Here is a 23,440-nt window from a genome sequence, read left to right as displayed (position 1 = left end):
AGCTTGAAAAGGGAGGGAGTTTCAGCTTCTGGAAGGAGAAAATCAGTACGGAGAACGTTGATTTGTTTCTCATTTGGTGTGAAGGGAAATTTGATTTCCTTTTTTACAAATGGATGTATGTGGCGTGGTTCCTGGATTATGCGTCACTTTTCGGATTTATGCGTCAGATCCCCCGGTTATGCGTCACTTTCAGGATTTATGCGTCGGATCCCTCGGTTATGCGTCACTTCCCAAATTTATGCGTCAGGTCCCAGACCAACCACTGGCACCCACTTCCTCACAATCCCAAATAAAAAAACCGACTTTCCAAAGAAAGTCGGTCCCTCTATCTCATCATTACTGCTGCATTGAACCGTAAAGTTCTTCAAGCGGCTTCATGATGACTTTGTTTAAGTCATTGATGACCATGCTCATGCGTTGCTCAGCTTCCATAAGCTTGGCGATTTTTTCGTGTTGTTGAACAAGTTGTGCAGTTTTTTGAGCTTGCTCGATTTCCTCTTGGGAAATTTCTTCGCCGCTCATTTGCTTTTGTTGAAGTGTCATTTGGATGTTTCTGAAGTTTTCGAACATCTTGCTTGCAGATTCATCATTGTTCACTTCATCGTACATGTTCTTCAATTGGATGAATTCTTCGCTTTGACGCATTGCTCTTTCCAGTTCGTTCGCTTGATCGTATAAGTTGATTGCCATTATACGTACCTCCTATAATTTCACTCTATGTTTCCTCCATCACTATAACAAACTATAGAGTGAATTTCTAGGAAGAACCTTTATGCGGTCAGGAGATGAAGAGGGCGATGAACCCCTGGACGATTCCGATGATCCCTCCGAGCAGTGCCCCAAGATAGGTGATCATTTTGAATTCGCGGCGGGATATGCCGAGCACGAGTTCCTCCAAGCGTCCAACGGAGAATGATTCCACCTGCTCTTTGACGATATGCTGGAGGTGCATTTTCTCCATCAGGTTAGGGATCTTCTTCGATAGAAGGTCCGTCCCTCTGTCCACCCATTTCGGGAGCTGGATGGCGAAGAAGGATTGTTTATGTGGTTCGAGCCAGTGTGAGAGCGGCTTTGCCAGGTGTCCGTCGATGTTGACGAGTTTTACCAGGGAGGATTGAGCGGTTTCGATCAGCTCTTCTTCCGGTAGACGGTCGATGAATTCTTCGAGTTTCATTGACTTCAGTTTCGCCCATTCGTTTGTCAGGAGATTGAAAAGGATTTCCTGTGTTCCTTCATGCTTGATGAACTTTACGATTTCCGGCTGTATTTTATCTGCGACCGATGTGTTGCCGAGGAACATGCCGAGCATATTGCCGAGCATACCCCGCTCTTTGAGGAAATCGTCGATCATGATTTTCACTTTCTTTTTTCCTTCCGGGCTTGTGAAATAATCTTCTGCCCGGGTCGCGATGAACGTGACGAGTGTCGGGATGCTTTCTGAAACTTTATTCTGCCATTTTTCCGGAAGTGTTTCAGAAAGTGTCCTTGATGTATAGGTTTCTTTGGCAGACGTCATTTTGACCGATATCCAGTCCTCCAGCCATTCGTTCAGCCGTTCTGATGAGACGGGGATTTGAAGGATATCGAGCCATTCTTCCACTGTTTTATCCGATGAAAAAACCGGCTCCAGCTCTTCGGTCAGCCACAGGGTGACATCTCTTTGGAAGTCTTCATTCATTACTTTCTTCTGGAGGCTTTCCGGCGTGATCAAGTGATCGACCACCATCTTTCCAAGCTGCTCCGCTAATTCTTCCCTTCGTTTCGGGATCAGTCCCGGGGTGAAGGGAACTTTGAATTTACCAATATAGTAAGCCCGATAAGGCCTGAATAACATTTTTATTGCCAGTGAATTCGTGAAACCGCCGATGAGGGCTCCGACGATCACCATGAACAGTACCAGGATGAAAGCATCTAGCATGTGCGCACCTTCCTTTTCTACTTCTCTCGTTTGAACATTTTGCCCAGGTTCACATAGAATGCTATATCAACCTTAGCCCAATATAACATTATAAAATCAATCTGACGGGTTATGCAAACGGGGAATGCCGGATGAGAATAAAATGTTCATTTCTATCGAGAAAAAACACCGAGGGATATCACCATCTATATGTGCCGGCCAACATGCTGGCCCAGTACCCTTTTCAGCGGAACATGACGCTCTGGGTCGGGCACGCTTCCCTCAATGTCACATGTCTGGAGGCAAAGACCGATTCTTTACAGATTATGTTGGATACGGGGGATTCATTATTTTCTTCCATCCCGGAATTGGAAAATAGCTGGATTTCATTCAATCCTGACACTGCCACGATCAGAATGGGACCAGTGGTCGCGCTTTTAATCCACCCTTTCAATCCCAACGGAATTCATACCCATCCATTAATGAATTATTTTATTGAGTGTCACAATTGGTTTCAGCGAAAAGGAGGCTTCTTCTACCTGTTGCCCCTCCCCTCCTTCCTCGGGAGCAGGCAGGAAGGAGCTGCATATAACGGACACACCTGGGAGATGGCTCCCCTTCCCGCCCCTGACGTCATATATAATCGCTGTCACTCCCGGAAGATGGAGAGAAGCCCTTCTTTTCAGGGGGCGCTGTCACGTTTTGAGAAAAAAAAGATCCATGTATTCAACCGCGGCTTCCTGTCGAAAGATGAAGTGTACGCGGCGCTGAAAGACAGCCCGGTCATTTCAGCCCATCTGCCTGAAACGGTGAATGGACTGGATTCACTTGAAGAAATGCTTGCCTCCTGTAACGATGTTTTCGTTAAAGCTGTTGACGGGAGCCGGGGAAGGTACATTCTGCGCATCCAGAAAAGGGAGCGAGATTACCTCGTTCATCAAAATTCTTTCGGGGCGAAAAGCCCTCTCACTTTTTCCTCCCAAGAGGCACTCCTCAGGCAGATAAAGTTGTGGTGCAGGAGATCTTCCTATCTGGTTCAGGAGACGATTTCGTTCGTAAAGGTGGATGGCTGTTCTTTGGATTTCCGTTATCTGTGCCATCTCGATGAAAACGGGACATGGCAAATCGTCTCATCGGTCGCCAGGGTATCTTCCCCCCATCAGTTTGTAGCGAATGTAGACCAAGGAGGCGTGATCGAAAAGCCGGCCGCCATCCTTCAGACTCTTTTCCCTGAAAAGGCAGTGGAGATTTCAAATGAAATGAAGAAATTGTGCATCGCAACTGCCAGGCTGCTTGCAGACAGCATCGATGGGCATTTCGCAGAGCTCGGGATGGATATTGGCATTGACGGATCCGGCAAGCCTTGGCTGATTGAAGTCAATGCCAAACCGTCGAAGCGCACCTATACTGAAGCTTCAGCGATCCGTCCATCGGTTAAATCGCTCTATGCATACAGCTACAGAAAATGGATCCACAAGGAGGATTAACGTATGAATCACTCACTAGGCATCATGACCCTCACCCCACAAGAGACGAATCCATACTTTCTCGAAATCGCGAAGCATTCCCTGTCCCATATGGTCGACCTTTATCTCTTTTCTCCAAAAGGCATTTCCCCTATCGATGAAACCGTGGAAGGATATCATTTTAACCGTTTGTCCCAAAAATGGGTGGAGGAAGTGTTCAACATCCCAGACTACATTTATGACCGGACCTATTATCAGAACGATATGGAATCCAGGCAGGCGAAGGCGATCGTACAATGGCTGAAGAACCAGAAGCATATCCGCTTCCTCGGGTACGGCCTGCCGAACAAATGGCATCTGTACGAAAAGCTCCGGCACACTTCCCTTTCCCCTTATATACCTGAAACCTTTCTTGCTGCAGATGGATACCATCTCATGAATCTCCTTGATGAACATCAAGACATCATCATCAAACCGGTAGACGGTGCACAAGGATATGCGGTTTATCACATCACCTCTGTCACCGGGGGCATCCTCTTACGCACGACCAAGAAACAGGGGATCATGGAGCGTACATTTCCATCGAAGGATATGTTTCTGAGGTGGGTCGGCCGCATTTTACAAAGGCACACATTCATTTGTCAGAAACGGCTCCCGAATCTGACCAAAAGCGGTGCACCCTTTGATATGCGGATCCTGCTGAATAAGGACCAGAGCGGGGAATGGAGGGAGTTTCAACGGGCCGTGCGCTTAGGGGAGGAAAATGCCATCTTGACGAATATCAGCCGGGGGGCCGCTTATCATTCTTTCTCCGACTGGAAAAAAGCCGACCATAGGAGAGATTGGGCATTCATTGAAGGGGAAATCACCGGGATCCTGGATGATATGCCCGTGCTTCTCGAAGATCACTTTTCTCCATTATTTGAAATCGGTGTGGACCTGATCATCGGTGAAGATCAATCATTGTGGATACTGGATATGAATTCAAAGCCGGGTCACAAACTCGTAGGGGCAATAGAGCCGGAAAAACTCTCCGCATTATACAACGCTCCACTGGATTATTGTGATTATCTGTCTTCCCTGTCCCTGACATCCTTAAATAGAGGTGATTTCTAGTGCTCAAAACATATAAAGTGGAACACTTTCAGGATGAAGCGTGCATCCTTTACATTCCTTCCGGGTTTGTGGTGGACGACGATCAAGGCGCGGGCACCGTGATACTCGGCACGAAACGTCAGCCTGCCTTATGCAGAAGGCACCCGAATGGCCGCAATGTGATCGGCATCAGCTCTGCGCTGGCAAAAAGCCTCTACCTCCCCGGCAAAGTGGATTCCCTTTCCCTCTTTTATAAGGATGGGTGTTTATATACCGGTGTGCTGATTGGCATTTTCACCGCTGGGTTCACAAGCTTCCGGCTCAGTCCGATCGGGGAACGCTCATACTTTTTCAAGAAGCTGTTGTCTGTTCAATCGTCGTTGGGTGTCGTCCCGTTTGTGTTCGGCGAGCGCCATATTGATTGGGAAAATGGACGGATCAAAGGATATTTTCACTTTGGTGAAGGATGGGAAATCGAGGAGATCCCCTTTCCGAATGTGATTTATGACAGACTTCCGAACCGGCGCAGCGAGAAGCGGAAAACCTATCAAACCATCAAGGAACGGTTGCAAAGGGAATACGGGATTCCCTGGTATAATCCCGGGTTCTTTAATAAGCTGGACCTGTTTGAAAGGCTTGAGAATGATGATGCTGTCCAACAATTCCTTCCTGAAACACATAGGTTTCAATCACTGGAAGAAATTGAACGGATGCTGACCCGTTATCAACAAGTGTACTTGAAGCCGAAAAACGGAAGCCTCGGTAAAGGCATTCATAAAATCACCTACAGCCGGTCACTCCAGGAATATTATTGCCGCTTCAGGGATGAAGGGAATCAGAACAGGCTGTTGAAATTCAAGACGCTGGAACAGCTGGTGAACGCCGTTTTCAAGCACCGCAGTCTGGACAATTTCATCGTCCAGCAGGGCATTCCCCTCTTGAAGGAAAATAACCGGGTCATCGATTTCCGGGTCCATACGAATAAAGATGAGGAAGGAAACTGGCAGGTGAGCGCAGTGGCTGGTAAAGTCGCCGGGTCGGGAAGCGTCACCACACATGCCAATAACGGGGGAGAAATAAAGATACTGGCAGAACTGTTTCCTGATGAGGAGGAACGGCAATTCATCGAAGATGCCTTAAGGGAGGCTGCACTCATCCTCTCCCATGCCATCGAACGGAATCTGGAAGGCTTTATCGGGGAAATCGGGTTTGACTTCGGGGTGGATGAAAATCATCACATATGGATGTTTGAAGCGAATTCTAAACCAGGCAGGTCCATCTTTTCGCACCCCCACTTGAAGAGCTTTGACTTATTGACCAGAAAGCTTGCCCTTTCATTCGGCGTATTTCTTACCAAACAGAGCTTGAATCATCCAGAGGAAATGATTCCATGAATATTCTGTACGACCGGGGTAAGCAGACATTCTTTCACGGCGGGGAACCGATGAAGACATATGCATTTGCAAAGGGGGCATTCCTTCTTTCTTCCAGGGGAAGTGAAGCATGCTATGAATTCACGATTGCCCCCAATCATAGCAATAAACCGTCGATCCCCTTGATAGGAATCGTTTCAAGCAAGGAAGGAAGCAATAAATATAAGGGGAACTTCGGATTATTCCGCTGTATTCAGCAGGACGTGGCTGAGTCAGGCGGCATCTGCTTCGTCTTTTCCCCTCAGGATATATTTGGTGATTCGATCGCCGGAATCATCTACCATCACGGGTTGAACAAATGGGTAAAATGTGTGTTCCCGGTCCCGAACGTCATTTACAACCGGGTGCCTTCAAGGCATGCTGAACAGCATAAGGAGTATGAAAAGCTTCTAGTATTTGTACGGAAGCACGGCATCCCTTTCTTTAACCCACATTTTTTCAACAAATGGGAACTTCATGGGCTCCTATCGAAAAATGAAGAACTTCTTCCTTACCTCCCTGCCACAGAGCAGGTCACAAATGAAGAATCTTTCATCCGATTCCTGACTGCCAATCGAAAAATCTATGTGAAGCATACCCTCGCTTCACAGGGAAAAGGCATCAGGCTGATCGAAATCGATCCCACCGGCAGAGTACTATGCAAAAGCACCAAAAAAATCGAGAGGTTCGTTAACGTCTCAAGGCTTCTCCAGACGTATCCGGATTGGTTTACGACTCAACAGTGGATCATGCAGGAAGCGATACAATGTAGAACGCTGCAGGATCACCGCTACGATTTCAGGGTATTGGTCCTTCATACAGGGAAAGCATTCAAATTGATCGGCATCGGGGTCCGCATGTCACAGCGACAGGAAGTCACCACACATGTACCAAGCGGGGGGAAAATCATTTCTGTCAAGGAAGTGGCCGATAGCGGGGCAAAACAGGAGATCGGAAGAATTGTCCAGCTGTGCGGAGAGGAACTCGCCAAATCATTTGGGTATATCGGTGAATTTTCCATTGACATTGCGCCAAGGGAAACAGGGGGATTTGTGTTGTTTGAAATCAATTCAAAGCCGATGACCTTTGACGAAGAGGAAATAGAAAACAGCCGGAGACAACAGCTTGTCCGTACATTCCTCACACTCAGCGCAAAACATAATCAAGGTTGAATCTTCGTGGCGCACACTAGGTTCAACCTTTTTTTCACGTCCGCTATTTCAAAGAATTATAAATCGTGGAAAACCGGATGGCATGTTCCTGTTCATCGGTCATGGCAATAAAAAGGGGCTTATACGCCTGCTGATTCGGGAGGTCAAGCAGCATATCCCGATAAAATTCCGCTGCTTCAAGCTCATCCTTCAGCGCAAGCATCACCCCTTCCTTAAAGGTGGTGAACCCTACTTTTTCCTTCTTATGTTCATAATACTCACCTGTTAATAAATAATGAAGATACTGGAACATTTCATAATGCTCCTTCTCATCTTTCTTCGCATGTTCTATGAATTCCACATACATGGGATTATTCGTTCGCGCTTTCAGCTCTTTATAGAAATAATAACCTGTCCATTCATCACTTATCGCCTTTTGCAAATCACGAATAAACGCATTCATCTTCGGCACCCCCTCTGTTCCTCTTCAGTAAATTCTATTAGAGGGGCATTCCATTTATGATACATTTCAACCATTGCGCTACACAGCCATCAATAAAACGTTTACAATGAGGATGGAGGTGAGAAACGATGATCCAGCATTTTCAATTCAAGAATATGTTCGAAAATACGCAGCTTCCCGGCTGGACGTTTTCGTTTTACTTCGGCGGCACAAAATATGCCGGGAATTACCATAAAGACGGAAGAATCGAATGGACCGGCCCAGTCCCGGCAGAAGAAAAGGAAGAGTCCCTCAAGAAACAGCTTCATGAACTGATGCTCTTTCATGTGTATGAATAAGACACTTCCACTCAAGGCGCTGAAGTCATTCATTCTTCATGCATAACTTCAGCCCCCTTTCGAAAACTAACGTAAGGAGGCTGATGAACATGAAAAAGGACAATCAGAATGCCCAGTTCCTTCCGGATACCAATTATGAAGGAAGAGAGAAGGCATTCCTCGATGTGGATCGATTCATCAATGAAGGCTTGTCAGGCGGCTCTGTCCACATGAGGGAAAACACAACCAATATCGAAGAAGCGGTAGAGATCACCGATTACGAAGAACCCCCTATGTAACAATAAAAAAAGCTGCCGAACAGGCAGCTTTTCTATCTTTTATCGACTTTTCACAAGCATATTGACGGCTTCCTGGATGGCATCTTCAGCCTTGATGCCTTCATCTTCCGATTCACGTATGCAAGCTTCCAGATTCTTTGCGACGATGAGGCCAATGGTGCGGTCAACTGCAGTACGGACGGCAGACAGCTGAGTGACAACATCTTTACAATGCTTTTCGTCCTCCATCATCTTCAATACGCCACGGACTTGACCTTCAAGACGTTTCATTCGATTCGTGACTTCCTTGGTATATTCCATATTCGGCACCCCATAAATAGTTATTCATTCTATAATAGTAGTAAATACAGCATTTTTTTGCAAACCTGTACCCTTTGACTACCGTGATGTTTTCAGTACAATACCATTATAACCTTTTTTACTATAATAATGAACAAAGAGGGGTCCCATGCTTACATCTTTGCGTAAAAAATATCCAACTGCCATACTTCAAAACCATTTCCCTTCCCTGCTCGACGACACGATCGTCTGGTTCACCGACAGCAGTGAAGAACAATACATAGGACTATCCAGGAATGACACCCCGATAGGTGAGCTGGAAGTATTATCATGCTTGTTACAGGAAGTGAAAATGCCTCCCCTGACCGTCAATGATTCCAGAGAAGCGTCAGAATGGCATGCCTACTTATTTGAACAAGGAAGCAGACCTAACGGGGCAACGGGAGATCACCGCATCATTCAATTCTCAATGAAAGATGTGGCCGAACAGGGTATGCTGAAGGAAGCATTCAAGCATCTCCTCCCCCACGGTACGTGCCTTGTTTTTCAACATGACGGTGCAGGCCTGATCATTGAAGAGAAGAATGAGTTTTCCCTCGATGAGGAACAATTGCTTTCAATTTCACATGTGATCGAAGCCGACTTTTTCGTCAGTCTTTCATTTTTCATCGGTCAGTTCCGTCCGGTCGATGCTGACTTCCCCTCTTCATTTTCTTTTGAACAGGAGTTATTTTCATTTTCACAGACGGTTCATAAGAAGGCTTCCATCCAAACGGCCGTAAAGATCCTGCCGGCTTTCACCCTGCATCACCTCCCCCACGAATGGAGGCTGAACCTGTTTGGGAAAGTGACGGATCTATTCCAAGAAGACCCTGAAATGATTCATACGGTGAAGGCATTCCTGGAAAACCAATCAAATATCAGTCAAACCGCCAAACAATTATTTATGCACCGGAACAGTGTCCAATACCGGATCGATAAGTTCATCGAGAAAACGGATATCGATATTAAGACATTCCAGGGAGGGGTTCTCGCTTACTTCGCCTGCTTAGACTTTCAATCTGACAACCTGCCTAAAAAGATGTAGGCAACTTTGTGCAGGTTGACCATACCCTTTTGAATCCGTTTTCTCTACAATAAATATATAGATGAAAACGATTGCATTTCAGGGAGGAAGAGGATAATGGCTGAATTAAAACTGGAAAACATCCACAAAATTTATGATAGCAAAGTAACGGCGGTAAATGATTTCAATCTTCATATTCAAGATAAAGAGTTCATCGTATTCGTTGGACCATCAGGGTGTGGAAAATCAACCACACTCCGCATGATCGCAGGTCTTGAAGAAATTTCAAAAGGTGACTTCTCCATCGACGGAAAACGTGTGAACGATGTTGCGCCGAAAGACCGTGACATTGCCATGGTATTCCAGAACTACGCACTATATCCGCACATGACCGTATATGACAACATGGCATTCGGTCTTAAATTACGCAAGTTCGATAAAAAGGAAATTGACCGCCGCGTGCAGGAAGCAGCCAAGATCCTTGGACTTGAAGCGTTGCTTGACCGTAAACCGAAAGCACTGTCTGGTGGACAGCGTCAGCGTGTCGCCCTCGGACGTGCCATCGTGCGTGATGCGAAAGTGTTCTTGATGGATGAACCATTATCCAACCTTGATGCAAAGCTGCGTGTCCAAATGCGTGCTGAAATCGCCAAGCTTCACCAACGTCTGCAAACGACGACGATTTATGTGACACATGACCAAACTGAAGCGATGACGATGGCTACACGTATCGTCGTCATGAAGGATGGGGTCATCCAGCAGGTCGGTTCTCCTAAAGAAGTGTACGATAAGCCTGAAAATGTGTTTGTCGGCGGCTTCATCGGTTCACCTGCCATGAACTTCTTCCACGGTTCCCTTGAGGATGGTCATTTCGTGCTCGGAAACACGAAAGTATCTGTACCGGAAGGAAAGATGAAAGTCCTTCGTGAACAAGGTCAGGTCGGCAAGAGCATCATCCTGGGCGTACGTCCGGAAGATATCCATGATGAGCCGCTTTTCATCGATACTGCCCAAGGTGCGAAAATCACTGCGAAAATCGAAGTGTCCGAGCTGACGGGAGCTGAAACGATGCTCTATTCACAACTAGAGGGCCAAGAATTTGTCGCTCGCGTTGATTCACGCACTGATATTTCTGCAGGTCAAACGATTGAACTGGCCTTTGATATGAACAAAGCCCACTTCTTCGACTCAGCATCTGAGTTCAGAATCCGATAATACATGAGAAAAAGAGTCCGTCGATGACGGACTCTTTTCCTGTTTACAAACGTTAAAACTCAGTCAAATCAACACTTTTCCCTTCTTCTTCCCCGCACCTGAGGCACGTAAAAAGATGAAGGCACGTATCGGAACAGCTGCTGTTCGGAATTCCGTCGGCTAACTGTAAATGTTGAATGTCCATATATGCACTGTATTCATCATAATAATCATAATATCTTCCCTGATCCGTTGTAGCGTCCCCGCACTTTCCGCAGAGCCCCCTGTATTCAACGATTCCATTACATAATGCGCAGGCTTTCATGTTGTCACCATACTTTCAAATCTATTCAGTATATACTGTTAGCCTTTTGACAATAGACCTGAATTATGTACAGAACTTATCGGTATTTAAAAGGAATAAATTCCCTGAGTGCACGTTGAATATTACGGCCGAAACAATCCATAATATCAGTAACAAGGCAAGCAACAAGCCTTCTCTCACACCCAGACGATGGGTTATGCCATATCAGATGGCCGCTCATGGAATAGCGCGCTGGTGCAAATCCAGCTGACCCAGCCAAAAAAATCTTATACATTTTAAGGAGATGACAGATTATGCAACAACAATCTCGCAGCAATTCATCTAACCAACTGGTAGCTCCAGGAGCTCAACAAGCAATCGACCAAATGAAGTACGAAATCGCTTCAGAATTTGGCGTACAATTAGGACCAGATGCAACAGCACGCGCTAACGGTTCTGTAGGTGGAGAAATCACAAAACGCCTTGTTCAAATGGCTGAACAACAAATCGGCGGCGGGTACCAAAAATAATAAGCAATTTCATATGAATGGATAAATCCCCCGGTCTTATGGCCGGGGGATTCAATTTGTCTTGGTAACAAAGCCTTTCCAATCATAATAAACCCGGGCGAATGCAGGATCATCGCCCGGGTCCTTCATACTGCTCTTTCACAAAGCAATCCTACGACTCAGGATGGACCATCGCTGCAGGATCAATCCATTTGTCGTATTGTTCTTCGGTTACATATCCTGATTCGATGGCGGCTTTCTTTAATGTCGTGCCTTCCTGATGGGCCTTCTTCGCAATTTCGGCGGCTTTTTCATAGCCGATATGGGGATTCAGGGCTGTCACGAGCATCAGTGATTTTTGAACAAAACCTTCAATGACCTCTGTATTGGCCTCCAGCCCCTTCACACACTTATCGTTAAACGACTTGATTCCATCTGTCAGCAGGCGGACAGACTGAAGGAAATTATAAATGATCACCGGTTTGAATACATTCAGCTCAAAGTTCCCTTGACTCGCTGCAAAGCCGATTGCCGCATCGTTTCCGAACACCTGCGTGACGACCATCGTGACGGCCTCACTCTGGGTCGGGTTCACTTTCCCTGGCATGATTGAACTACCCGGTTCATTGGCCGGGATCGCCATCTCCCCGATTCCGCTTCTCGGACCGCTTGCGAGCCACCTGACATCATTCGCTATTTTCATCAGGTCGGCTGCCAGTGCTTTTACCGCACCGTGGACATACACCATTTCATCATGGGACGTCAGCGCGTGAAACTTATTATCCGAGGAAACGAACTTTATGCCTGTTTGGACCTCCAGCTGTTTCGCCACTCTCTCTCCAAACACCGGGTGTGCATTGATGCCCGTCCCTACAGCCGTCCCGCCGATAGCCAGATTGACCAGCCGTTGCAGGCTTTCCCGCATCATACTGTAAGACCGTTCCATCATCGCCCGCCACCCGCTGATTTCCTGCCCGAGGGTCAAGGGGGTGGCATCCTGAAGATGGGTCCTGCCGATTTTAATGATGTCCTTAAACTGGTCTTCCTTCTCTTGTAATGTGGAGATGAATTCCTGAAGGACAGGAAACAGCTTGGATTCAAGTTCCTGGTAAGCTGCGACATGCATGGCTGTAGGGAATGTGTCATTGGAGCTTTGCGACATATTCACATCATCATTTGGATGTACGCCTCCGTCTAAACCTTTTTCCGCTAAAATTTCATTCGCCCGGTAAGCGACGACTTCGTTCACATTCATGTTGGATTGTGTGCCGCTTCCTGTCTGCCATACAACAAGGGGGAAATGGGTGTCCCATTTTCCTTCCAAGATTTCATCACAAGCCTGCCCGATCGCCTTCATCTTGTTCTCAGAAAGTTTCCCGAGGGAATGGTTGGCGACTGCAGCCGCTTTTTTCAACTGAGCGAAAGCATATGTCACCTCGATCGGCATCTTTTCCGTTCCGATCCGGAAATTCTCTTTACTTCGCTGAGTCTGAGCGCCCCAATACTTTTCCTTCGGCACTTTCATTTCTCCGATTGTGTCTCGTTCAATACGAAATTCCATCCTCTGATCCTCCCTTTACGATTCTCTTTACCATAATTCCACTAATTCATGGAAACTAACCTTTTTATGATAAATTCAGTTCGTGCCAGACGGGATCCTCCCACACGCCTGCCTGCTTTCCGTTTACGCTGTAAACTGCACCGGAGCGAATGGATCCTTTCTTCTCGATAAGGGACCCGACAAAAGCAGCCACATCTTCAGCCGTTCCGATTTCCCAATAAGATTCCAGTTCCCTACCCTCCTCGAGTGCCTTCGCTTTCGCCTTTTCCACATGGGGTGAGGTCATATCCGTCAGGGCAGCAGGGGACAGTGCGAGCACCAGGATATGTTCCCTTTTTAATTCTTGCGCCAAGGTTTTCGTCATCCCGATGATCCCGGCTTTCGCTGCACTGTAATTCAACTGTCCCATCGTGCCTTTAATCCCTGCCCGAGAAGTCATATTAAGGATGATTCCCTCTCCCCCATCTTTTTTTCTATGGAGTATAAAAGGTTTCACCGCTGAAAATGTCCCTTTCAGGTGGGTGGAAATAACTGAATCCCAATCATCTTCCGATAAGCGGTGAGCCATGCGGTCCCTGTTGTTCCCTGCATTATTAATGAGTATCGTCGCCCTTCCGAACGCCTCGATCGCTGTCTGAATCAGCTTCTCCCCAGTTTCCAACTCTTCCACTCTTCCGCAGCACCCTGCCGCTTCACCTCCGGCCGCCCTGATTTCCTGCACCACTGCTTTCACATTTTCTTCTGATGTTCCGTTTATAACGACTTTTGCACCTCTTCTGGCAAGTGTACAGGCGATGCTTTTGCCGATTCCCCTTGTCGAGCCGGTGATGATGACTACCTCTTCATTCATTCTCTCTTCCTCCCTCATTCTATCCGTTCAAATAAAGCGGCGAGGCCCATTCCTCCACCGATACCGAGAGTGGCAAGCCCCAATTGTCCTTTCTTCATCTCATGAAACAACCGTGTCAAAAGGATCGCCCCGGAAGCCCCGTATGGATGTCCGATCGCCAATGCACCGCCTCCAATATTGACTTTGTGTTCCGGTATGTTCAGTTCCCTCAATGAGGCCAGAACCTGACTTGCAAATGCTTCATTGAATTCAACGAGATCAATGTCATCTGATGTGAGTCTGTTTCTCTCTAACAGCCTGCCGACAGCCGGGACCGGGCCAATGCCCAGAAGATTCGGGTCTACACCCGCCGCCGTCCCATCGATGAATTTCAGTACGGGCATGAGTCCATATTCACGGCATTTATCCATTGATAAGACGAGTGCGACCGCTGCCCCGTCATTGATCGGACAAGCATTGCCGGCGGTTACACTTCCTCCTTCACGGAATACAGGAAGAAGACTTGAGAGTTTTTCCATGGATGTGTCTTCCCTTGGACATTCGTCGGCCATTACATGTTCTACAGGGACGATTTCACCGGTGAACCGTTTTTCCTTCTGGGCCCGTACCGCTTTTTGATGGCTCTTCAGCGCATACTCATCTTGATCACGGCGGGAGATCCTAAATGCTTCTGCTACGTTTTCTGCAGCTTCGCCCATTTCCGGATCCCCTATATGGTCAGGGGAGAATCTCGCCCTTGTGAAAATGCGCGGCGCTTTTACAGGATGTGCCGGCTTGTCCATTTTCCATGGGGCAAGGCTCGTGCTTTCCACACCGCCGGCCACATACACTTCGCCTGCTCCAGATTGGACCAATCTGCATGCCGTCACAATCGCTTCCAACCCTGAGCCGCATTGCCGGTCAACGGTCACTCCCGGAACCTTGACGGGCAGTCCTGCAGTCAGTGCAGACAGACGGGCAAGATTTCCACCGGGACCGACCGTATTACCGAGGATCACATCATCTATTTCTTCCGGGACGATCCCCGTTTCAGTCACCAATGCCCTGATGAGTGGGGCGGCGAGATGCTGAGGCGGAACATCCTTTAAGCTGCCCCCGCATTTTCCGACGGGCGTTCTCTTCGCCCAAACGATAACCGCTTCTTTCATGATTTCTTCCTCCTTCGATTATAAGGTCCGTCCCTCAAGTGTTGCTTTCCGGTTGATTTTCCCGCTTTTTGTGTAGTGAAAGACGGAAAGGGGAAGGATTTGCTTTGGCACTTTATAGTCAGACAGTTTACCTCTGCAGAAATTCCTTACGTCCTCTGCTGTCAGGCAGGCTTTATTCTTCAATTGCAATGAGCACACAACCATCTCACCCCAATAGGGATCCTCAACGGGGTAGACGATGGACGCTTCGATATCCGGATGGCTTTCAAGAACCGCCTCCACTTCCTCTGGATACACCTTTAATCCACCGCTTTTGATCATATTGCTTTTTCTTCCGACCAGGACGACTTCCCCGTTTTCGTTCTTGTATCCAACGTCGCCTACGGTTGCCCCGTATGGTGTCAGCACTTCCTTCGTTTCTTCCGGAAGCCCGAGATATCCGGTAAAGAGCATGGGACTTCTCACAAATACATTCCCCGCTTCTTTGCAATCCGTTTCCTTAAAGTGTTCATTCAGTATGCGCACAGACACATTTGGAAAGGGGCGGTGCCCCTGCTCACGGTCTTTCTTATACATCACGAAACTCAGCTCTGACGCCCCGTAATATTCTAAGAAGGATGCCTCGGGAAAAAAGCATCTTGCCTTTTCCTTTGAAGTCTGTGACCAACCTGCCCCAGAGACGATGACCTTTTTGATACCCTGGAGCTGCAATGAGCGTGAACGACATTCTTCCATCAATGCCTCAAGCATGGTTGGGACGCCGACAAACGTATCGATTTCATCCTTTTCCAGCCTGTCCAGCAACGTTTTGCGGTGAAATGCATCTGTCACATGAAGGGTCGCTCCCAATTGGATGGCATGGACCGCTGTGAATAAACTCAAAGAATGATAGAGAGGGCCCGGAGACGTGATGATGTCTCTTTGTGTCAGCTGAAAGATTTCCTCACAGACGGAAAAGCTCTCGGTCCACGATAAATGATGGCGTGTAAATCCTTTAGGCTTGCCCGATGAACCGGATGTAAATCCTACATAGAAATCATCTAACGGGGCAGGAGGGGAAACAAGTGCATGACCCCTTCCCGCCTCTCTCAGGCGCCTTATAGCAATGACACGATCGTCTTCTTCCGCCTCTTCACCATCTGTCACAATATAGTCAGGAGAAGCGACAGCATATGCATGCCGGATTTCTGCGTCGGTCCATTTCGGATCGATCGGCATCGCCTCCCAACCGTTTCCTGCCGTGGCCATGAACAGTGCGAGGAAGGCCGGCGGATCCTCCACCTTGATGCCGATCCGCTTCTTATGTACACCGGTATATTTCAACAGTGCTTGTTGATATCCCGTTACAAGTTCATTGAATTCTTTATACGTGATCCTGTCCTTTTCCGAAACAACCGCCAGCTTATCAGGAAATTGCCGGCTGTGATCTTCCAAGGTGCTTCCGATATAGTTCATGAATGAAAGTCCCTTCTGCCTGAATGATCAGAAAATTATATATATATCCTAATGAAATCATATCTGATTCCCCCGTACAAGTTAAAAAGGCCCGACAAGCAGTGTAACCACTGTCCCATCGAGCCTTTTTCCACTTACGCCGCTTTTTGTTCTTTATGAAATTTAGCGATCGGTGCCGCCTTATGCAACTGAAGGGCAACCGTACCTGCAATGACCGCTTTCACCATATCACCAGGGATATAAGCCAGAGCAGAGGTGGCCGCCTCCATCCAGGAAAGTCCCGTCACGATAGATAAGAATGTAATCCCGCCTGCATAGACAACTAAGATTCCACCAATGACATTGAATACTATCATATTCCAGAGTTTCAAACGGCCTCTGTATCTGTCAACGAGGAAACCGATGACAAATGCCGCAACCGGCCAACTTAATATGTATCCTCCGCTCGGTCCGATCAGGATCGGAAACCCTCCTCTTCCACCGGAAAGAATCGGTGCACCTACACCGACTAACAATACGAATAATCCAAGGCTTAATCCGCCAAGCCTCGCGCCAAGCACTGCTCCTGCCAACATGACACCAAATGTCTGTGCGGTGATTGGAACTGGTGTGAACGGCAGTGCGATCGGCGGAATCACGCCAAGAGCTGCCACAATCGCTGTAAACATTGAAACCAAAATCATGTCTTTTAATCTCATCCAACAACACTCCTTAAAAGTTCTACAATTCAAAATATAAGATTTTTTTCACTTTATGTCAACTTAATTTTCGTTAATGTTTACATAGAGGATGACAAAATAAAAGGATGAACGGGTATCATCCTCATTCATCCTTATACCTTTACTGTATTAAATTCAAGAATTGTCGTGTCCTTTCATGTTGGGGAGCCTCGAAAATTTGATGTGGAGACCCTTCTTCAAGGATATGTCCACCATCCATAAAGATGACCTTGTCAGCGGCTTCCCTGGCAAACCTCATTTCATGTGTGACAACGACCATGGTCATGCCTTCTTCGGCAAGATCCTTCATGACCTTCAGGACTTCTCCCACCAGTTCCGGATCTAGTGCCGATGTCGGCTCATCAAAGAGCATGACTTCCGGCTCGATCGCCAGTGCCCTTGCGATCCCGACCCTTTGCTGCTGTCCGCCTGAAAGCTGGAATGGATAGTAGTCGACTTTGTCCCCAAGCCCCACCTTCTCAAGCAGCTGGACGGCCTTCTTCCTTGTGTCGGACTTACTTCGCTTCTGTACGACCATCGGGCCTTCCATAACGTTTTCAAGGGCCGTCATATGAGGGAAGAGATTATAATTCTGGAATACCATCCCGGTTTTTCTCCTAAGGCTGATAAGCTCTTTTTTCGACGGCTTACGGCTGAAATCTACAGTCGCATCCCCGATCGACACATTCCCCTCATTCGGGATTTCAAGTGCATTCAGGCAGCGGAGGAATGTCGTCTTTCCTGATCCTGAAGGGCCGATCAGCACAACCACCTGCCCTTTGCCGACATCAACATCCATGCCCTTTAATACTTCTAACTGATCAAATCGTTTTGTTAATCCTTTAATGGAAATCATCGTCAATCTCCTTTAATATTACTTGGCGATATATCGGTCAAGCCGTTTCTCGATACGGCCTTGAATGATGGATAAAATAAAACAGATCACCCAATACAACAGGGCTGCTTCCATATACATGAGCAGGAACTCATAGTTCGTGGCGGCGATTTCCTGGGCTTTGCGGAACATTTCCGTCACAAGTATGAGGGAAGCAAGCGATGTATCTTTCACGAGACTGATGAAGGAATTCGAAAGCGGCGGGATCGATACCCTCGTCGCCTGGGGCAGGATGATCCTCTTTAAAGTCTGTGAGTACGTCATTCCGATTGAATAACCCGCTTCCCATTGACCTTTCGGGATGGACTGGATCGCCGCCCGGACGATTTCCGATGAATAAGCCCCTTTATTTAATGAGAATGCAATGACGGCTGCAGGGAATGGATCAAACTTGAGCCACTCGATGCCGGTTGAAGGCAATCCATAAAAGATGATGAATAATTGCACCAATAAAGGCGTACCACGGATGGCCGATACATAGACCTTTGCGATGCCCCTTAATATCGGGATATTGGACAGCCTTGCCAATGCGGTGAGAACGGCCAGAACCATACCTAAAGCAAATGAAATGAGCGCCAGAGGGATAGAATAGTACAAAGCCCCCTCTAACATTGGAAGCAGGGAGCTTTGTAACATATCAATCATTGCTTCAGGGTTCTGGTAAATGCTACTTAGGAGATACATCTTCCCCGAACCATTTCTCAGAAATCTTTTTGTACGTACCGTCTTCTTTCATTTCCTCTAACGCCTTGTTTACTTCCTCCACCAGCTGTTCGTTCCCTTTGCGGAACATCAGCCCGCTTTGTCCGGCATCTTCAGCTTCAGCTGCAATTTTGATGCCTGCGTTCGGCTGTTTCTTTAAATAATCAAGAATCGAGATTTTATCATTAACGGTCACATCCACTCTTCCTTGTTCAAGAAGCTGGATCGATTGAGCCAATCCATCCACACCCTGGATTTCAGCCCCGTTTTCTTCAGCGATATCACGGTAGTTACTTGTCAGTGATTGAGCAGAAGTCAATCCTTTGATATCTTCAAATGATGTCACTTCTTTATTATCTTTCGACACGACCACTACTGCACTTGACTCGATATATGGTTTGGAAAAATCATATTTCTCCTCACGGTCTTCACGGATCCCAACCTGATTTGCAATCATATCGAATCGCTTTGAATTCAAGCCTTCAAACATGGCATCCCATTGTGTTTCCTGGAATTTCGCTTCAACGCCAAGACGCTTCGCAACTTCACGGGCGATGTCTACGTCGAATCCTGTCAGTTCCCCTGATTCATCGTGGAATGTGAAAGGAGGATATGTACCTTCCGTCCCTACGAGTAATTCCCCGTCTTCCATTACTTTATCGTATAGTGACATTTCTTCTTTATCTTTTGATCCACAAGCAGCTAGCACCGTAGATAATGCAATCAGCAACATGATGGATAATGTCCAATTTCTCATTTTTAAACCCCCACTATTCTTATCGGAATTATTTTGTTACGAATGTCATCATAAAACGATATGAATCAGAAGTCAATAAAGAAGTTTTCATTTCGAGATGTTCACAGATGTAGTGTTAGTATGGATCGCTTCATGCAAAAACATGTAATACGTCCAAAATTAAGATAAACTATTATGTATTAGAACTCAGGGGGTTGAATGATGAAAATCGCTATTTTTGGGAGCACAGGAAGAGTCGGTTCCGTTGTTCTAAGAAATGTCCAATTGGAACATGAAGTTAAAGCTCTAACCCGAAGGCAAAGCCAGACGGCTGTTTCGTGTTTAGAGATATCAGGAGACGTATTGAATGAAGAAGACGTGATGAAAACGATTGAAGGCTGTGATACAGTGGTGAGCTGCTTGAACACGGATAAACAGGATGTGCTTTCAAAAAGCATGCCTATCCTCCTAAAAGCCATGAGAGCTCACGGCGTGAAAAGGATCATCACCTGCGGTACGGCAGGCATCCTCCAAGCACGGAAGGATTCAGACCTCTATCGCTTTCAAACGAGCGAATCGAAAAGGAGGAGTACAACGGCGGCAGAAGATCATTTAAAAGCTTTCTTGATGTTACAAGCTTCTGATATGGACTGGACGATCGTTTGCCCCACTTACTTGCCGGACGGGGAAAGACGGGGAGAATATCGGGTCGAGAAGGATACACTCCCACAAGGAGGGAAAAGCATTTCCATTTATGATACAGGGGATTTCATCTGCCGGCAGTTAACGGATGACCGCTATATCAAAAGCCGGGTAGGGATTTGTTATTAAGCTTTGCCTTTTCCACCAGCAGTAATAAACAAAAGGACAGCCCACTTATGAGCTGTCCTTTTGTTATATTATTTAAAAATCGTTGAAATGATTTCATCAGTTGTCATTCCGCTTTCCACTTGGAACGTGCCTGGGCGCAGGTCATTTTCCACACCGCGCTTCTCAACTTCTTTATAGAAATCCAGCCCGCTCTCAATGATGTGGGCGCTCTCCAATGCATTCCCAACATCGATGCTCGTCATCCCGGTAGAGACGGTCAGCATCGTACGATAGATGACCTTACCATCTGATTTTTCATCTTTTTTGTTTTCGCTTTTTTCCTGCTTTTCGTTCATGTCAGCCAGCTGCTTGTTCCATTGATCTTCTGTATGGATCACATAACCCTTTGAAGTCAGCTCTTCCACCATTTTATCCTCAGAGATTTTCTCCACTTTAACCGGCGCTTCTTTCTCCGAGCTTTTCGCCTCTGCAGGGCCGAAAAGATATACAGCACCGATCAAACTTGTGGCAATCAAGAGGCCTGCAGCAAAGCTGCGCAAAGAATGAGATGTCACTGTCATTGTGCCACTAAGCCCCTTTCCGTCCTGTCTGCAATATATGGTGTCAGCATGTGTTCAACTTCGTGGGGTTTTAACTTCGTTTGCGCTGCGATGCTTTCGAACGAATACCCCCGTTTTTGCAGGTCGAGCATCTCACGGAGCAACAATCGTTCATCCGAGGCTGCCGGGGCCACACCTGCCTGTTGGGCGGTGATTTCTGCGTCTAATTGAATATTGCGCAACTGTTTTTCAAGTTCATGAACTTCATTCAATACTGAAATCGAAACATGCTCTATCTGCTGCTCAAGCTTTGAGTTTGATTGTGTCGTTTTCACAAACGATATAACTAGCAGTACTACTGCTGTACCAAACAAAATGGTGATGATCCATCCCATTTTAGTGTCCTCCCTTATTATGAAACTATTTCATCAATTAAATTATACATTGATAAAGGAAGAATTTCGATTGGAATCGACAAAATCACACAAAAGTCCTGTTTTACTTGCAGAAAATAGTACATGACCGGGTTGCTGGAACCCCTGCTGGCATTGGGACCAACGTTATTTCACGAACGGTTTATCCTTTGAAATATTCCTTCTTTTCCCTCACAAACATCCCTTCCATTACGTTTTTATCCCGGTTTCCACCATCTACGTCCTTTTTCTTGCTCTTCTTCACTCGACTCTTGTCCCCGAGCAGGATTTTCTGGAGGGATGAAGCCATAAGATTGTAGGAAAAGGCCGTCAAGGATAAGGCGACAAGGGGGACAAAAAGGATCCAGGGCGCGACCATCAATTCAAAATAGGATTTACCGATATTTCCCGCCCATTCGTTGGAGAGGGAAAACTTCCGGATCACGTCGATCATGATCTCCCTTTCAACGGCACCCCCAAGGAATATTTCAAGGAAACCGAGGTGGGCGAACAGGATCAGCACTGCCACATTCCGCTGAAAAAACAACAGGATCAGCCTCGGGAACAGGGCAGTCAGCACATGCTTCTTATAAAGTGAAATCCCCCGGGCCCCGAGCGTCCTGGCGCTAAGGATGAATTCTTCCTGAAGCACTTTCCTGATTTCTTTTGACAATACGACTATCAATGGCGGGATGCCGACGATTGTCAATATGAAGATTTGGATGCACAGCACCTTTACAAATGCTTTTTCCGGTTCTTCAATAACGAAGCTGATCGGTGAAAGAAGCAAATAAGCAATGACGGCCATGGGAATATACATCATGGCCTCTACCAGTCCTTCCAACAAACTTTGTAGTTTATTGAAGAACTTAATGAACAGGACGGATAATGAAAAGGCAAGCACCATTTGAAGTAGACTGATGGACAACCCGATCAGAATTGTATACTTCGCTCCCTGAATGACGTATGTCCAGAGGGGGATCCCCAACCGGTCAGAACCGAATGGGGGAAGCTCTGCCGGTGTAAACGGCGGTCCCACCCTTTCACCGTTGTGGTCAAAGAAGCTGTACATTTTCACATGTTCTTCAATAAAAGGTTCATACATAAAACTAAGCAATAAAACGCCAGTAATGAACAGGAAGCCCGCAAGGAATCGGGGACGCCTCCATAAACCGTTAAGCATACGTCCCGTCCCCCTTTAAGCCAATGCTCATTTTCAAACGGACTTCAATCATTGTGAACACCAGGTAAAACGGCAGGAGGATGACAGTTGAAATGACGACAAAAGTGATCCCGCCCGACCATAGTAATAAATCCATGATTCCCCTCATATTGAACAACCTCTCCAAAATGAACAAATTGGAGAGCATAAAAGAAAAAATCAGCTTCGAACGGTAGAATAAGCTGAATACCACATTCCGGAAACTGTGGGTCACCAACACCTGTAAAGCGTTCAACCCTTTTCCTTTCGCAAGCTCGACATAAGGCTTCCGCTCTTCTTCCTTGAGAAGCAATACAATCGTTTTGATCAGGAACACTGTAGGGACAATTGTCAAACATGTCACTGGTAACAGGTATAATTCCTTATCCATCATCGCAATCTCACCGATCAGCACACCGGTTTCCCGGAAGTACATAACCACCGCCAGCTGAACGCCAATGATAATAAAAACGTCAGGAAGTGATTCAAGGATATTCACCATCCCCATGAATGCCCATTGAAACCATTTTGACGAAAGGGAGATGCATACGCTCACAATAAATGAGATTCCCACCGCCAAGCTTAATGAAAATAAAAATACTTTCATAGAATAAATATATCTGTCTGCCAGCACATCCTGCAGAGGATATTCATTACGCAAAATGAACACCTTCCACTCTCCAGGATGAAAGATTCCTGTGAAAATATGATAGATCCCGAAAAGGTATTCCTTCGGATAAAAGCCAAAAGAACTTCCGTTACCTTTTACCATCAAGTAGAAAAGTTCCGCCTTTTCAGCTCCATAAAACAATACGGGCAAGACACTGATCAGGATGAAACCCGTTATGATCAGAAATAATTGAAGAAGTGCTTTCATGATTTCCCCCTTTTTCCTCTCTGCTTCTTAGTAATCATTTCTTGTCTGTACGGTAAAAATC

General features: G+C 46.6%; 27 protein-coding genes. 10 read left to right on the top strand and 17 right to left on the bottom strand.

Going from position 1 to position 23,440, the window contains the following annotated elements; translation table 11 throughout:
* Positions 1-336: 336 nt before the first annotated feature.
* Together KH172YL63_RS05520 and KH172YL63_RS05515 are read right to left on the bottom strand one after the other, a co-directional pair.
* Positions 337-690 carry a YlbF/YmcA family competence regulator gene (locus KH172YL63_RS05520; RefSeq protein ID WP_173105166.1) on the bottom strand — a complete coding sequence of 118 codons (354 nt, stop codon included), beginning with the start codon at positions 688-690 and terminating at the stop codon, positions 337-339.
* Between the two features lie 88 nt (positions 691-778).
* Positions 779-1,918, bottom strand: coding sequence for a DUF445 domain-containing protein (locus KH172YL63_RS05515; RefSeq protein WP_173105165.1), 1,140 nt, complete (start codon positions 1,916-1,918; stop codon positions 779-781).
* Positions 1,919-2,049: 131 nt separating this feature from the next.
* Between KH172YL63_RS05515 and KH172YL63_RS05510 the strand changes: the two genes are divergently transcribed.
* From KH172YL63_RS05510 to KH172YL63_RS05495, 4 genes are read left to right on the top strand one after another with little or no spacing between them, the layout of a single operon-like run.
* Positions 2,050-3,384 carry a YheC/YheD family endospore coat-associated protein gene (locus tag KH172YL63_RS05510; RefSeq protein ID WP_173105164.1) on the top strand — a complete coding sequence of 445 codons (1,335 nt, stop codon included), beginning with the start codon at positions 2,050-2,052 and terminating at the stop codon, positions 3,382-3,384.
* Between the two features lie 3 nt (positions 3,385-3,387).
* Complete coding sequence (locus tag KH172YL63_RS05505; protein WP_173105163.1) at positions 3,388-4,479, top strand: YheC/YheD family endospore coat-associated protein; 1,092 nt, start codon at positions 3,388-3,390, stop codon at positions 4,477-4,479.
* Complete coding sequence (locus KH172YL63_RS05500; protein ID WP_173105162.1) at positions 4,479-5,852, top strand: YheC/YheD family endospore coat-associated protein; 1,374 nt, start codon at positions 4,479-4,481, stop codon at positions 5,850-5,852. The genes KH172YL63_RS05505 and KH172YL63_RS05500 overlap by 1 nt, the downstream gene beginning before the upstream one ends.
* The gene (locus tag KH172YL63_RS05495; RefSeq protein ID WP_173105161.1) at positions 5,849-7,042 is read left to right on the top strand and encodes a YheC/YheD family endospore coat-associated protein; all 1,194 of its coding nucleotides are present in this window, start codon (positions 5,849-5,851) and stop codon (positions 7,040-7,042) included. The genes KH172YL63_RS05500 and KH172YL63_RS05495 overlap by 4 nt, the downstream gene beginning before the upstream one ends.
* Positions 7,043-7,085: 43 nt before the next feature.
* Here the strand turns inward: KH172YL63_RS05495 and KH172YL63_RS05490 are convergent, their stop codons facing one another.
* A complete protein-coding gene (locus KH172YL63_RS05490; protein WP_173105160.1) occupies positions 7,086-7,484 on the bottom strand; it encodes a ferritin-like domain-containing protein in 399 nt (132 codons plus the stop codon).
* Positions 7,485-7,612: 128 nt separating this feature from the next.
* Here KH172YL63_RS05490 and KH172YL63_RS05485 point away from each other — a divergent pair, with 128 nt between their 5' ends.
* On the top strand, positions 7,613-7,822 hold the full coding sequence (locus KH172YL63_RS05485) for a YheE family protein (protein ID WP_173105159.1): 210 nt from the start codon (positions 7,613-7,615) through the stop codon (positions 7,820-7,822).
* An 89-nt stretch (positions 7,823-7,911) separates the two neighbouring features.
* Positions 7,912-8,100 (top strand): hypothetical protein, encoded by a 189-nt coding sequence (locus KH172YL63_RS05480; protein ID WP_173105158.1) that lies wholly within the window; start codon positions 7,912-7,914, stop codon positions 8,098-8,100.
* Between the two features lie 39 nt (positions 8,101-8,139).
* Here KH172YL63_RS05480 and KH172YL63_RS05475 read toward each other — a convergent pair whose 3' ends face one another.
* The gene (locus KH172YL63_RS05475; RefSeq protein ID WP_173105157.1) at positions 8,140-8,400 is read right to left on the bottom strand and encodes a metal-sensitive transcriptional regulator; all 261 of its coding nucleotides are present in this window, start codon (positions 8,398-8,400) and stop codon (positions 8,140-8,142) included.
* A gap of 148 nt (positions 8,401-8,548) precedes the next feature.
* On the opposite strand from KH172YL63_RS05475, the gene KH172YL63_RS05470 reads away from it, so the two are divergent.
* Positions 8,549-9,466, top strand: a complete 918-nt coding sequence (locus KH172YL63_RS05470) for a PucR family transcriptional regulator (protein WP_173105156.1) — start codon at positions 8,549-8,551, stop codon at positions 9,464-9,466.
* Positions 9,467-9,562: 96 nt separating this feature from the next.
* Complete coding sequence (locus tag KH172YL63_RS05465; RefSeq protein WP_173105155.1) at positions 9,563-10,660, top strand: ABC transporter ATP-binding protein; 1,098 nt, start codon at positions 9,563-9,565, stop codon at positions 10,658-10,660.
* A gap of 52 nt (positions 10,661-10,712) precedes the next feature.
* Here KH172YL63_RS05465 and KH172YL63_RS05460 read toward each other — a convergent pair whose 3' ends face one another.
* Complete coding sequence (locus KH172YL63_RS05460; RefSeq protein ID WP_173105154.1) at positions 10,713-10,964, bottom strand: hypothetical protein; 252 nt, start codon at positions 10,962-10,964, stop codon at positions 10,713-10,715.
* 293 nt (positions 10,965-11,257) lie between these two features.
* Between KH172YL63_RS05460 and KH172YL63_RS05455 the strand changes: the two genes are divergently transcribed.
* The gene (locus KH172YL63_RS05455; RefSeq protein ID WP_173105153.1) at positions 11,258-11,473 is read left to right on the top strand and encodes an alpha/beta-type small acid-soluble spore protein; all 216 of its coding nucleotides are present in this window, start codon (positions 11,258-11,260) and stop codon (positions 11,471-11,473) included.
* A 151-nt stretch (positions 11,474-11,624) separates the two neighbouring features.
* Here the strand turns inward: KH172YL63_RS05455 and fumC are convergent, their stop codons facing one another.
* The 8 genes from fumC to KH172YL63_RS05415 form a co-directional block, all read right to left on the bottom strand.
* Complete coding sequence (fumC, locus tag KH172YL63_RS05450) at positions 11,625-13,013, bottom strand: class II fumarate hydratase (protein ID WP_173105152.1); 1,389 nt, start codon at positions 13,011-13,013, stop codon at positions 11,625-11,627.
* Between the two features lie 64 nt (positions 13,014-13,077).
* Positions 13,078-13,863, bottom strand: coding sequence for an SDR family oxidoreductase (locus KH172YL63_RS05445; RefSeq protein ID WP_173105151.1), 786 nt, complete (start codon positions 13,861-13,863; stop codon positions 13,078-13,080).
* Positions 13,864-13,877: 14 nt separating this feature from the next.
* Complete coding sequence (locus KH172YL63_RS05440) at positions 13,878-15,011, bottom strand: thiolase family protein (RefSeq protein WP_173105150.1); 1,134 nt, start codon at positions 15,009-15,011, stop codon at positions 13,878-13,880.
* Positions 15,012-15,029: 18 nt separating this feature from the next.
* Complete coding sequence (locus tag KH172YL63_RS05435; RefSeq protein WP_173105149.1) at positions 15,030-16,466, bottom strand: AMP-binding protein; 1,437 nt, start codon at positions 16,464-16,466, stop codon at positions 15,030-15,032.
* Positions 16,467-16,600: 134 nt separating this feature from the next.
* Positions 16,601-17,164, bottom strand: a complete 564-nt coding sequence (locus KH172YL63_RS05430; RefSeq protein ID WP_173105148.1) for a biotin transporter BioY — start codon at positions 17,162-17,164, stop codon at positions 16,601-16,603.
* A 142-nt stretch (positions 17,165-17,306) separates the two neighbouring features.
* Positions 17,307-18,041 carry an amino acid ABC transporter ATP-binding protein gene (locus KH172YL63_RS05425; RefSeq protein WP_173105147.1) on the bottom strand — a complete coding sequence of 245 codons (735 nt, stop codon included), beginning with the start codon at positions 18,039-18,041 and terminating at the stop codon, positions 17,307-17,309.
* Positions 18,042-18,059: 18 nt separating this feature from the next.
* Positions 18,060-18,764, bottom strand: a complete 705-nt coding sequence (locus tag KH172YL63_RS05420) for an amino acid ABC transporter permease (RefSeq protein WP_173105146.1) — start codon at positions 18,762-18,764, stop codon at positions 18,060-18,062.
* Entirely contained in the window at positions 18,748-19,539 is a 792-nt protein-coding gene (locus tag KH172YL63_RS05415) for an amino acid ABC transporter substrate-binding protein (protein WP_173105145.1), read from the bottom strand. The genes KH172YL63_RS05420 and KH172YL63_RS05415 overlap by 17 nt, the downstream gene beginning before the upstream one ends.
* Positions 19,540-19,740: 201 nt before the next feature.
* On the opposite strand from KH172YL63_RS05415, the gene KH172YL63_RS05410 reads away from it, so the two are divergent.
* The gene (locus KH172YL63_RS05410; RefSeq protein WP_173105144.1) at positions 19,741-20,349 is read left to right on the top strand and encodes an NAD(P)-dependent oxidoreductase; all 609 of its coding nucleotides are present in this window, start codon (positions 19,741-19,743) and stop codon (positions 20,347-20,349) included.
* Positions 20,350-20,417: 68 nt separating this feature from the next.
* Here KH172YL63_RS05410 and KH172YL63_RS05405 read toward each other — a convergent pair whose 3' ends face one another.
* From KH172YL63_RS05405 to KH172YL63_RS05390, 4 genes are all read right to left on the bottom strand, one after another.
* Positions 20,418-20,909 (bottom strand): endolytic transglycosylase MltG, encoded by a 492-nt coding sequence (locus tag KH172YL63_RS05405; protein ID WP_232066127.1) that lies wholly within the window; start codon positions 20,907-20,909, stop codon positions 20,418-20,420.
* A complete protein-coding gene (locus KH172YL63_RS05400) occupies positions 20,906-21,283 on the bottom strand; it encodes a hypothetical protein (protein WP_173105143.1) in 378 nt (125 codons plus the stop codon). Before KH172YL63_RS05400 ends, KH172YL63_RS05405 begins: the two co-directional genes overlap by 4 nt.
* A gap of 181 nt (positions 21,284-21,464) precedes the next feature.
* Positions 21,465-22,484: an ABC transporter permease subunit gene (locus KH172YL63_RS05395; RefSeq protein WP_173105142.1), complete on the bottom strand. Its 1,020-nt coding sequence runs from the start codon at positions 22,482-22,484 to the stop codon at positions 21,465-21,467.
* On the bottom strand, positions 22,477-23,379 hold the full coding sequence (locus KH172YL63_RS05390; protein ID WP_173105141.1) for an ABC transporter permease subunit: 903 nt from the start codon (positions 23,377-23,379) through the stop codon (positions 22,477-22,479). Before KH172YL63_RS05390 ends, KH172YL63_RS05395 begins: the two co-directional genes overlap by 8 nt.
* Positions 23,380-23,440: the final 61 nt, after the last annotated feature.

This window comes from Bacillus sp. KH172YL63 (assembly GCF_011398925.1).
Lineage (GTDB): Bacteria > Bacillota > Bacilli > Bacillales > Bacillaceae_B > Rossellomorea.
This window is presented reverse-complemented; position numbering and strand designations above follow the sequence as displayed.

Bases quoted from the DNA above. Each gene is read 5' to 3' on its own strand.
- KH172YL63_RS05520 (WP_173105166.1), bottom strand. From the start codon at position 690: ATGGCAATCAACTTATACGATCAAGCGAACGAACTGGAAAGAGCAATG.
- KH172YL63_RS05515 (WP_173105165.1), bottom strand. From the start codon at position 1,918: ATGCTAGATGCTTTCATCCTGGTACTGTTCATGGTGATCGTCGGAGCC.
- KH172YL63_RS05510 (WP_173105164.1), top strand. From the start codon at position 2,050: ATGAGAATAAAATGTTCATTTCTATCGAGAAAAAACACCGAGGGATAT.
- KH172YL63_RS05505 (WP_173105163.1), top strand. From the start codon at position 3,388: ATGAATCACTCACTAGGCATCATGACCCTCACCCCACAAGAGACGAAT.
- KH172YL63_RS05495 (WP_173105161.1), top strand. From the start codon at position 5,849: ATGAATATTCTGTACGACCGGGGTAAGCAGACATTCTTTCACGGCGGG.
- KH172YL63_RS05490 (WP_173105160.1), bottom strand. From the start codon at position 7,484: ATGAATGCGTTTATTCGTGATTTGCAAAAGGCGATAAGTGATGAATGG.
- KH172YL63_RS05485 (WP_173105159.1), top strand. From the start codon at position 7,613: ATGATCCAGCATTTTCAATTCAAGAATATGTTCGAAAATACGCAGCTT.
- KH172YL63_RS05480 (WP_173105158.1), top strand. From the start codon at position 7,912: ATGAAAAAGGACAATCAGAATGCCCAGTTCCTTCCGGATACCAATTAT.
- KH172YL63_RS05475 (WP_173105157.1), bottom strand. From the start codon at position 8,400: ATGGAATATACCAAGGAAGTCACGAATCGAATGAAACGTCTTGAAGGT.
- KH172YL63_RS05470 (WP_173105156.1), top strand. From the start codon at position 8,549: ATGCTTACATCTTTGCGTAAAAAATATCCAACTGCCATACTTCAAAAC.
- KH172YL63_RS05465 (WP_173105155.1), top strand. From the start codon at position 9,563: ATGGCTGAATTAAAACTGGAAAACATCCACAAAATTTATGATAGCAAA.
- KH172YL63_RS05460 (WP_173105154.1), bottom strand. From the start codon at position 10,964: ATGAAAGCCTGCGCATTATGTAATGGAATCGTTGAATACAGGGGGCTC.
- KH172YL63_RS05455 (WP_173105153.1), top strand. From the start codon at position 11,258: ATGCAACAACAATCTCGCAGCAATTCATCTAACCAACTGGTAGCTCCA.
- fumC (WP_173105152.1), bottom strand. From the start codon at position 13,013: ATGGAATTTCGTATTGAACGAGACACAATCGGAGAAATGAAAGTGCCG.
- KH172YL63_RS05445 (WP_173105151.1), bottom strand. From the start codon at position 13,863: ATGAATGAAGAGGTAGTCATCATCACCGGCTCGACAAGGGGAATCGGC.
- KH172YL63_RS05440 (WP_173105150.1), bottom strand. From the start codon at position 15,011: ATGAAAGAAGCGGTTATCGTTTGGGCGAAGAGAACGCCCGTCGGAAAA.
- KH172YL63_RS05435 (WP_173105149.1), bottom strand. From the start codon at position 16,466: ATGAACTATATCGGAAGCACCTTGGAAGATCACAGCCGGCAATTTCCT.
- KH172YL63_RS05430 (WP_173105148.1), bottom strand. From the start codon at position 17,164: ATGAGATTAAAAGACATGATTTTGGTTTCAATGTTTACAGCGATTGTG.
- KH172YL63_RS05425 (WP_173105147.1), bottom strand. From the start codon at position 18,041: ATGATTTCCATTAAAGGATTAACAAAACGATTTGATCAGTTAGAAGTA.
- KH172YL63_RS05420 (WP_173105146.1), bottom strand. From the start codon at position 18,764: ATGTATCTCCTAAGTAGCATTTACCAGAACCCTGAAGCAATGATTGAT.
- KH172YL63_RS05415 (WP_173105145.1), bottom strand. From the start codon at position 19,539: ATGAGAAATTGGACATTATCCATCATGTTGCTGATTGCATTATCTACG.
- KH172YL63_RS05410 (WP_173105144.1), top strand. From the start codon at position 19,741: ATGAAAATCGCTATTTTTGGGAGCACAGGAAGAGTCGGTTCCGTTGTT.
- KH172YL63_RS05405 (WP_232066127.1), bottom strand. From the start codon at position 20,909: ATGACAGTGACATCTCATTCTTTGCGCAGCTTTGCTGCAGGCCTCTTG.
- KH172YL63_RS05400 (WP_173105143.1), bottom strand. From the start codon at position 21,283: ATGGGATGGATCATCACCATTTTGTTTGGTACAGCAGTAGTACTGCTA.
- KH172YL63_RS05395 (WP_173105142.1), bottom strand. From the start codon at position 22,484: ATGCTTAACGGTTTATGGAGGCGTCCCCGATTCCTTGCGGGCTTCCTG.
- KH172YL63_RS05390 (WP_173105141.1), bottom strand. From the start codon at position 23,379: ATGAAAGCACTTCTTCAATTATTTCTGATCATAACGGGTTTCATCCTG.